7 protein-coding genes and 1 tRNA gene are annotated in these 6,835 nt (G+C 56.9%); 6 read left to right on the top strand and 2 right to left on the bottom strand.

Annotated features, from left to right (window positions below; genetic code table 11):
* The first annotated feature begins 42 nt into the window (after window positions 1–42).
* Together ABD720_RS01290 and ABD720_RS01295 are read left to right on the top strand one after the other, a co-directional pair.
* Window positions 43–1,257 (top strand): amino acid aminotransferase, encoded by a 1,215-nt coding sequence (locus tag ABD720_RS01290; RefSeq protein ID WP_344761398.1) that lies wholly within the window; start codon window positions 43–45, stop codon window positions 1,255–1,257.
* Between the two features lie 111 nt (window positions 1,258–1,368).
* Window positions 1,369–1,444 (top strand) — tRNA-Asn (locus tag ABD720_RS01295).
* A gap of 169 nt (window positions 1,445–1,613) precedes the next feature.
* On the opposite strand, the gene ABD720_RS01300 is transcribed toward ABD720_RS01295, so the two are convergent.
* Entirely contained in the window at window positions 1,614–1,997 is a 384-nt protein-coding gene (locus tag ABD720_RS01300) for a hypothetical protein (RefSeq protein ID WP_344761399.1), read from the bottom strand.
* 48 nt (window positions 1,998–2,045) lie between these two features.
* On the opposite strand from ABD720_RS01300, the gene ABD720_RS01305 reads away from it, so the two are divergent.
* The 4 genes from ABD720_RS01305 to ABD720_RS01320 all read left to right on the top strand — a co-directional run bounded on the left by ABD720_RS01305 (window position 2,046) and on the right by ABD720_RS01320 (window position 6,101).
* Window positions 2,046–2,495 carry a very short patch repair endonuclease gene (locus ABD720_RS01305; RefSeq protein WP_344761400.1) on the top strand — a complete coding sequence of 150 codons (450 nt, stop codon included), beginning with the start codon at window positions 2,046–2,048 and terminating at the stop codon, window positions 2,493–2,495.
* Window positions 2,496–3,071: 576 nt separating this feature from the next.
* Window positions 3,072–5,036 (top strand): AAA domain-containing protein, encoded by a 1,965-nt coding sequence (locus ABD720_RS01310; protein ID WP_344761401.1) that lies wholly within the window; start codon window positions 3,072–3,074, stop codon window positions 5,034–5,036.
* A 280-nt stretch (window positions 5,037–5,316) separates the two neighbouring features.
* Window positions 5,317–5,598 (top strand): type II toxin-antitoxin system TacA family antitoxin, encoded by a 282-nt coding sequence (locus tag ABD720_RS01315; protein ID WP_344761402.1) that lies wholly within the window; start codon window positions 5,317–5,319, stop codon window positions 5,596–5,598.
* Window positions 5,595–6,101, top strand: a complete 507-nt coding sequence (locus tag ABD720_RS01320; RefSeq protein WP_344761403.1) for a GNAT family N-acetyltransferase — start codon at window positions 5,595–5,597, stop codon at window positions 6,099–6,101. Before ABD720_RS01315 ends, ABD720_RS01320 begins: the two co-directional genes overlap by 4 nt.
* Before the next feature lie 435 nt (window positions 6,102–6,536).
* On the opposite strand, the gene ABD720_RS01325 is transcribed toward ABD720_RS01320, so the two are convergent.
* Window positions 6,537–6,764, bottom strand: coding sequence for an SOS response-associated peptidase family protein (locus tag ABD720_RS01325; RefSeq protein ID WP_344761404.1), 228 nt, complete (start codon window positions 6,762–6,764; stop codon window positions 6,537–6,539).
* Window positions 6,765–6,835: the final 71 nt, after the last annotated feature.

Here is a 6,835-nt window from a genome sequence, read left to right on the forward strand (position 1 = left end):
ACTGCAAGCGATCTTCTGCAGCTAACTTTTGATGTTATCACGATGAACGCACCCCTTTCAGCCTCGCTCTTCACCGCCATTGAGATGGCTCCCCGTGACCCGATTCTGGGCATCACCGAAGCTTTCAATGCGGACAAAAATCCAGCCAAAATCAATCTCGGCGTTGGCGTCTACTACGACAACAACGGCAAAGTACCGCTGCTCGACTGCGTAAAAAAAGCCGAAGCAATCCTGATGGAAAAGGGCGCGCCACGCACCTATCTGCCGATCGACGGCCTCGCGGCGTACGACAAGGCTGTCCAGGAACTCGTATTTGGTGCCGGCAGCGCAGTAATCAATGAGAAGCGTGCGATCACCGCGCAAGCCATAGGCGGCACCGGCGCACTGAAACTCGGCGCCGACTTCCTGCAGCGTTTCGCGCCCGGCGCGCAAGTATGGATCAGTGACCCAAGCTGGGAAAACCACCGCGCACTGTTCGAGTCGGCTGGTTTCACCGTCAACAACTATCCGTACTACGACCCGTCCACCCGTGGCGTGAATTTTTCCGGCATGCTCGGTGCACTGCAGACCATGCCATCCGGCTCGATCGTGTTGCTGCACGCCTGCTGCCACAATCCAACCGGCGCCGACCTGAGCGCAGCCCAATGGCTAGAAGTCATTCAGGTCGTCACCGAGCGCGGCCTGGTGCCCTTTCTTGACATGGCCTATCAGGGCTTTGGTGACGGCATCGAAGCCGACGGCAAAGTGGTACGTCAGTTTGCCGACGCCGGCGGACCGCTGTTCGTCTCGAACTCGTTCTCGAAATCATTCTCGTTGTACGGCGAACGTGTCGGTGCCCTCAGCATCGTCGCCGTTAGCGCCGAAGAAGCAGCGCGCTTGCTATCGCAACTCAAGCGCGTGATTCGCACCAACTACTCCAACCCGCCGATGCATGGCGGCCAAGTTGTTGCGATGGCGTTGGCGACACCGGAACTGCGTCAGTTGTGGGAAGACGAACTGGCTGGCATGCGTGTGCGGATTCGCGAAATGCGCCAACTTCTGGTCGCCAAGCTGAAAGAAAAGGCACCTGCCCACGACTTCGATTTCGTGATCCAGCAACGCGGCATGTTTTCGTATTCGGGACTGACCAAAGAACAGGTTTCACGGCTCGCCAGCGAGTACTCGATCTATGCCGTCGACACTGGTCGCATCTGCGTTGCCGCGTTAAATTCAACCAATATCGACAAGGTGGTTGAGGCTATCTCGAAAGTATTGTAGACTTCGGCCTCGCTGTGAGAAGAAGCGGTTTTTCTCTCTCGCAGCACTGTCAAAAACCGGTAGTAAAATTTTTGACAGGCAGCATCTGATCCGCCATAATGCGGTCTCTTTTCCCTGATAGCTCAGTTGGTAGAGCGACGGACTGTTAATCCGCAGGTCCCTGGTTCGAGTCCAGGTCGGGGAGCCAGGAATATCAAGGGGTTACGTGAAAACGTAACCCCTTTTCTTTTTGCGAATCGGCGTTATATCAGACACTTGTCTGATACTCGGCCGTTTTCTTGCTTCCCCCGGAGGCTTGTACGGCCAAGTGCTTCGCACTAGCGCCGGTTTCTGCTCATCGTTGACCACAACTTATCTCAAACCATCAGTAGCCACGGTACGGACGGCCCGATTCCATGTGCAGCGATGACTGCATCCAGCCGCTGATTGTCCGCGGGATCGCCAAGCGTTAGCTGGAGTGCTTCCTTTTCCGCTTCCGCCCATGCTGCCACCGTGATGTCATCAACAAGCAGGGGCGCACCTGAATTGCAGAAACGGTAATAGGAGTCGAGCGCACTGCCACCTTGACGCTTCAACAATCTGTAAAAGGCACGCATTCTGAGCGTGGCATGTGCGGACGATTCCATTTCGGCGGATACTTTTATCCGGAAAGGCTCGCCCTCGAGCGAGGAAAATCCCTCACCAAGCCCGCCAGGGCCGGCAAACAGGTCAACAATTGGTACGGTACTGTCAGAGGTCATCTTGAACGTAATGGGGTGAAATTTCTGGCCGCCAGGATAAACGGATACATGGATATCGTCGATACACAAACACGCTCGCGCATGATGGCGGGTATCAAATCACGGGATACTAAACCGGAAATGATCGTGCGGCGGTTTCTTCATGCACAGGGATTCCGTTTTCGTCTGCATGATGGCAAGCTTCCCGCTAGGCCGGATATCGTTCTTCCCCGTTACCGGGTGGCGATTTTCGTGCACGGATGCTTCTGGCACCGTCATGCGCACTGTCGCCTTGCCAGCACCCCGGCTACGAATGGCGAGAAATGGCGAACGAAGTTCGATGCGAATGTGGTGCGTGATGCCAGAGGTATCACCGCGCTTGCAGATGCTGGCTGGAGGGTGATCGTTATCTGGGAATGCGGATTGCGAGGTCGGGACGCAGCATCTCGACTGACATGGCTTGGAGATATTATTCGGTCAATTGCGCCGGATTTTGTCGAATGGCCGTGTATTCAATAAATTAACTCTTCTAGAGATTGACAACTTAAACAAATCCCGTTTCTACAAAATCCCGCACACCCTCGCTGCATTTGACGCTGGCATATACCAGCCCAGTGCGTTTCGAGTAAAACTGGCTTGCCAATCCCCGACGGGCGGCAGCCTCGTTTGACGCGATAGACTAATTTTTGATCACCATGCCCAAATCTGTTCGATCCCGTATCAAAGCTTGCGAAACCTGCAAAGCGGTAAGTTCAACTCTTTACCGGGTGGTGCAAGACGACACCGCAGCTTGGACCCTGATTTGGCAAGCATGCCGGACCCAAGTGGAGCGGCACCCCAGCTACCGCTATGGCGGCACATGGAAGGCCAACAAGCGGCACTGATCGCCACCCCACGTCAAAGCAAGCCGCGACATCTTCCTGATTGATGAAGCCTCAGCTGCTTGGGTTAAACTGTTGTTTATTATCAAAACCGAAAACGGTTTAGTCCCCGCACCTTGCCTTTGTCCTTTCCCTCTTCCCTTTGGCTGACCAAGACCCCACCCCCTCCGCCCCCTGCGCTGTTCAACATGAGTTACGCCATGTGCGTGCACTCATGCAACTTGAACAAAAGGAAGACCAAGCGCAGTTCAAACTCAACAATGCCAGTGCAACCATCAAGGAACGCCGTCGGCGTGGCTTGACCTGGTACCCCGTCACCATTACCCAGGAAGACATCGGTTTTGGTGGCAAAGTGGTCTTGGAGCTTGAGCGCCCTGCCCATCGGCAAGACCTGCACTTGTTTCAGGTAGGCAAAAATGCTTCGTTGTTCAGTGACGCGCCAGGTAACTCGGGGCCTGACCGACCAGTACTGTGCGGCGTCGTGACGGGCGTGCGGCGCAACAAGCTGCTGCTGGCCACCACCAAAGAAGCGCTGCCCGAGTGGGCACTGGACGGCAGCACATTGGGCATTGACCTCACCTTTGACGAGGTGAGCTACCGCGAGATGAACCAGGCCCTGAGCGCGGTCATGCTTGCACACGGCAACCGCTTAGCCGTACTGCGCGACGTGCTGCTGGGTGCCAGGCCGGCCAGCTTTCGCGAGCACAAAGCCGACGACCTTTTTTATCCCAGTGCGCTCAATGCCTCGCAGCTGGCGGCTGTGCGCCATGTGGTTTCGGCCCAAGATGTGGCCATCATCCATGGCCCGCCCGGCACGGGAAAAACCACCACGCTGGTGCACACCATTCTGGAAACCATCCGGCGCGAGCGGCGCGTGCTGGTATGCGCCTCCTCCAACACAGCCGTGGACCTGCTGACCGAAAAGTTGGCCGAGCGCGGTGTCAACGTGATCCGCATGGGCAACCCCAGCCGCGTGTCGGACTTGCTGCTCCAGCACACCCTCGATGCCGCTGTGATGACCCACGCCAGCTACAGCAAGATGCATGCGATGCGCCAAACCGCTGAGCAGCACCGTCAAACTGCCAACGAACACGTACGCGACTTTGGTTTCGAGGAGCGTCAGCACCGCCAATGGCTGAGGGAAGAAGCGCGGACGCTGCGCCAAGGCGCCGACGATTTGGAGGGTTTCATGACCGAGGACGTGCTCGAATCGGTACAAGTGATCACCTGCACGCTGGTGGGTGCGAGCAACCGCCACATTCGCCACCTGATCTTTGAGACCGTCTTCATCGACGAAGCCGCCCAGGCCTTGGAGCCGGGTTGCTGGATTCCCATAGCCAAGGGACAGCGTATTATTTTGGCAGGCGATCACCACCAGCTACCGCCCACGGTGAAAAGCGAAAAAGCCGCCCGCGAAGGCTTGCGCGAAACCCTGTTTGAAAAGTGCATCCAGCGACAGCCGCAGACGGCCCGCATGCTCACCGTGCAATACCGCATGCACCAGCACATCATGGACTTCAGCTCGGAAAAGTTCTACGGTAGCCAACTGGTGCCGCACCATAGCGTGCGCCATGCAGGCTTAGAGGCTTACGACCCGCGTTTTGCACCTGACCTGCCGATGGAATTCATCGACACGGCCGGTTGTGGCTTTCTGGAGGTTGCTATTCCCGAAAGTCGTTCAACGGCCAACCCCAAAGAAGCCCACTTGCTGCTGCAGCGCCTTGCGCAACTGCTTGGACCCTACGACTCAACTGCACCTCAACAGGCCCCGCTCACCATCGGCGTAATTGCACCTTACCGCGCCCAAATCAACTACTTGAAGGACGCCATCGAAGTCAGCGCCGCGCTAAATGATTTGCTACTGCAACGCAGGCTCAGCGTGGGCACCGTCGATTCCTTTCAGGGCCAGGAGCGCGACATCATTGCCATTTCATTGACGCGCAGCAACACCCAGGGCGAGATCGGTTTCCTCTCCGACATCCGCCGCATGAACGTGGGCATGACCCGCGCACGGCGCAAGCTGTTGCTGGTCGGCGACTCTTCCACGCTCTGTTGCCATCCGTTTTTTGTAGACTTGTTGGCCTATGTCAAGCGCATAGGAGGCTATTTCAAAATCGCAGGACCGTGTAGTGCTGCCGATAGTGCTTTAGAAGTGCCGCTGCCCACTGTGGGTGATTGAAACGGTCTGCAATCGACATGTGGTCGTGTTGGTGGCGCCAACACAGCAACAGATAAATGGGTCTGCTCCGAAGCCTCACACATTTCACCAGCGCCTATAGTTAGGTGACCGTCACAAGAAAGGTAATTTGATTGATGAGACAGTTGAATTAACTACGCCTGAAGTATCTCCTGCAAAACGCGGCAGACAAGCTGAAAGTATTCAGATCAAGGAAGTTGAGTCATGACTTAAAAAAATTTACGGCAATGTGCCGTACAATTCAAGAAAGGAGGGAAATCTCATGACATCCGCTATTTCCACCGCGCGGCTTGAAGCGCGGATCAGTACCGACCTGCACGCCCTGCTCAAGCGTGCCGCCGAGATTCAGGGACGTACCATGACAGACTTCGTGGTGTCGGCAGTACAGGAAGCCGCACAACGGGCCATCGAGCAAGCTGAAGTCGTCCGTCTGACGCTGGCAGACCAGGAATGTTTCGCCCGTGCGCTGCTAGCCCCACCCCCGCCTTCGCCCGCGCTGGAACGTGCATTCGCGCGTCGCCGCAAGCTACTAGGTGCGGAATGAGGGAGGCGCCATTTCGCGTTATCGCTCTCGATACACAACTTGACCGTACAACGTTTTGCAGTGGTGCCGAGCCGCTGGACAGTTATTTTCATCGACAAGTCACTCAAGATATTCGCCGCAGGATAACGGCGTGTTTTGTCGCGCTTACGCCGGACCAACGTGTCGCTGGCTACTACACCCTGGCATCGGCCAGCCTGCTGCTGGCTGATCTGCCTGCCGCCATCGGCAAAAAACTGCCGCGCTCTCCCTCCGTGCCGGCCATACGCATGGAGCGTTTGGCGGTCGATCAGCATTTCAAGGGACAGGGTCTCGGTGGCGCACTGCTGGCCGATGCGCTCGATCGTGCCGCGGCTACAGAAATCGCTGCCTTTGCGCTCATGGTGGACGCAAAGGACGAAACTGCAGCATCGTTTTATGTGCACCATGGCTTCATCGCCCTGCCGGATTCGCCGCTGGCGTCGTTCTTACCGCTGGACACTATACGCAGTACACCACGCAATTAAAGGTCAGTTGCAAGCATCAACGACGCGCTCGGGACGGTCATCTTCAGCGCGCTTCACGCTGAAGATACTTAGATGGCTGGCAAGCAAAAACGACTCACGCTGGCAATAGAAAGTTGGTGGAGAAGTCCCAAAATCTGCGGCTGCAAATGTGGTGCGCCGCTGCGCACGTCTCCATGTCCTCCAACTGACCATAGGTGCCAGCGTATGCCTGCAACAACCCGTCAAAGGTCGTCTCCGTGCGCAGTGCGTTGTCCGCATCCAGTCGCTCGATGGCCACTCGTGCGAACAACGGGAGATACCGATAAGGCGTGGTGCTAAGTACAACCCGGTCCCGTCGGGCTGTACGCGATGGTCTCTACGACGCTCAATGGTTTCAACGTGCCGGTGCCGGAACGCGAGTGAATCGGTAATCCGGCTGCGGGTTGATCGCCGGATTCACATATCCGGAAAACCTTGCTGCGCGTCCTCCGGTGTTTGGACCGGCGCCGTGCCGCCCTGGTGCACAGCCTTCGGTGCCGGCTGGGCGCACAGTGCCTCCGCCGGATACGGCAGGAAGAATGACGGCGCCTCCTGGTAGTCGCTGTCGAGCCAGGCATCGATCCGGTCCGGCGGCAGCAACACCACCATCCGCTTTTCGTCCCCCGGCTTGTGAAAACGTCGCATCAGCGGTAAGCGCCTCACGAGCAACGTCTTGACCAGTGCTACTTTTAACGAATACGAGATTTAGCGCGAAG

It is taken from the genome of Actimicrobium antarcticum, assembly GCF_039536745.1.
GTDB lineage: Bacteria > Pseudomonadota > Gammaproteobacteria > Burkholderiales > Burkholderiaceae_D > Actimicrobium > Actimicrobium antarcticum.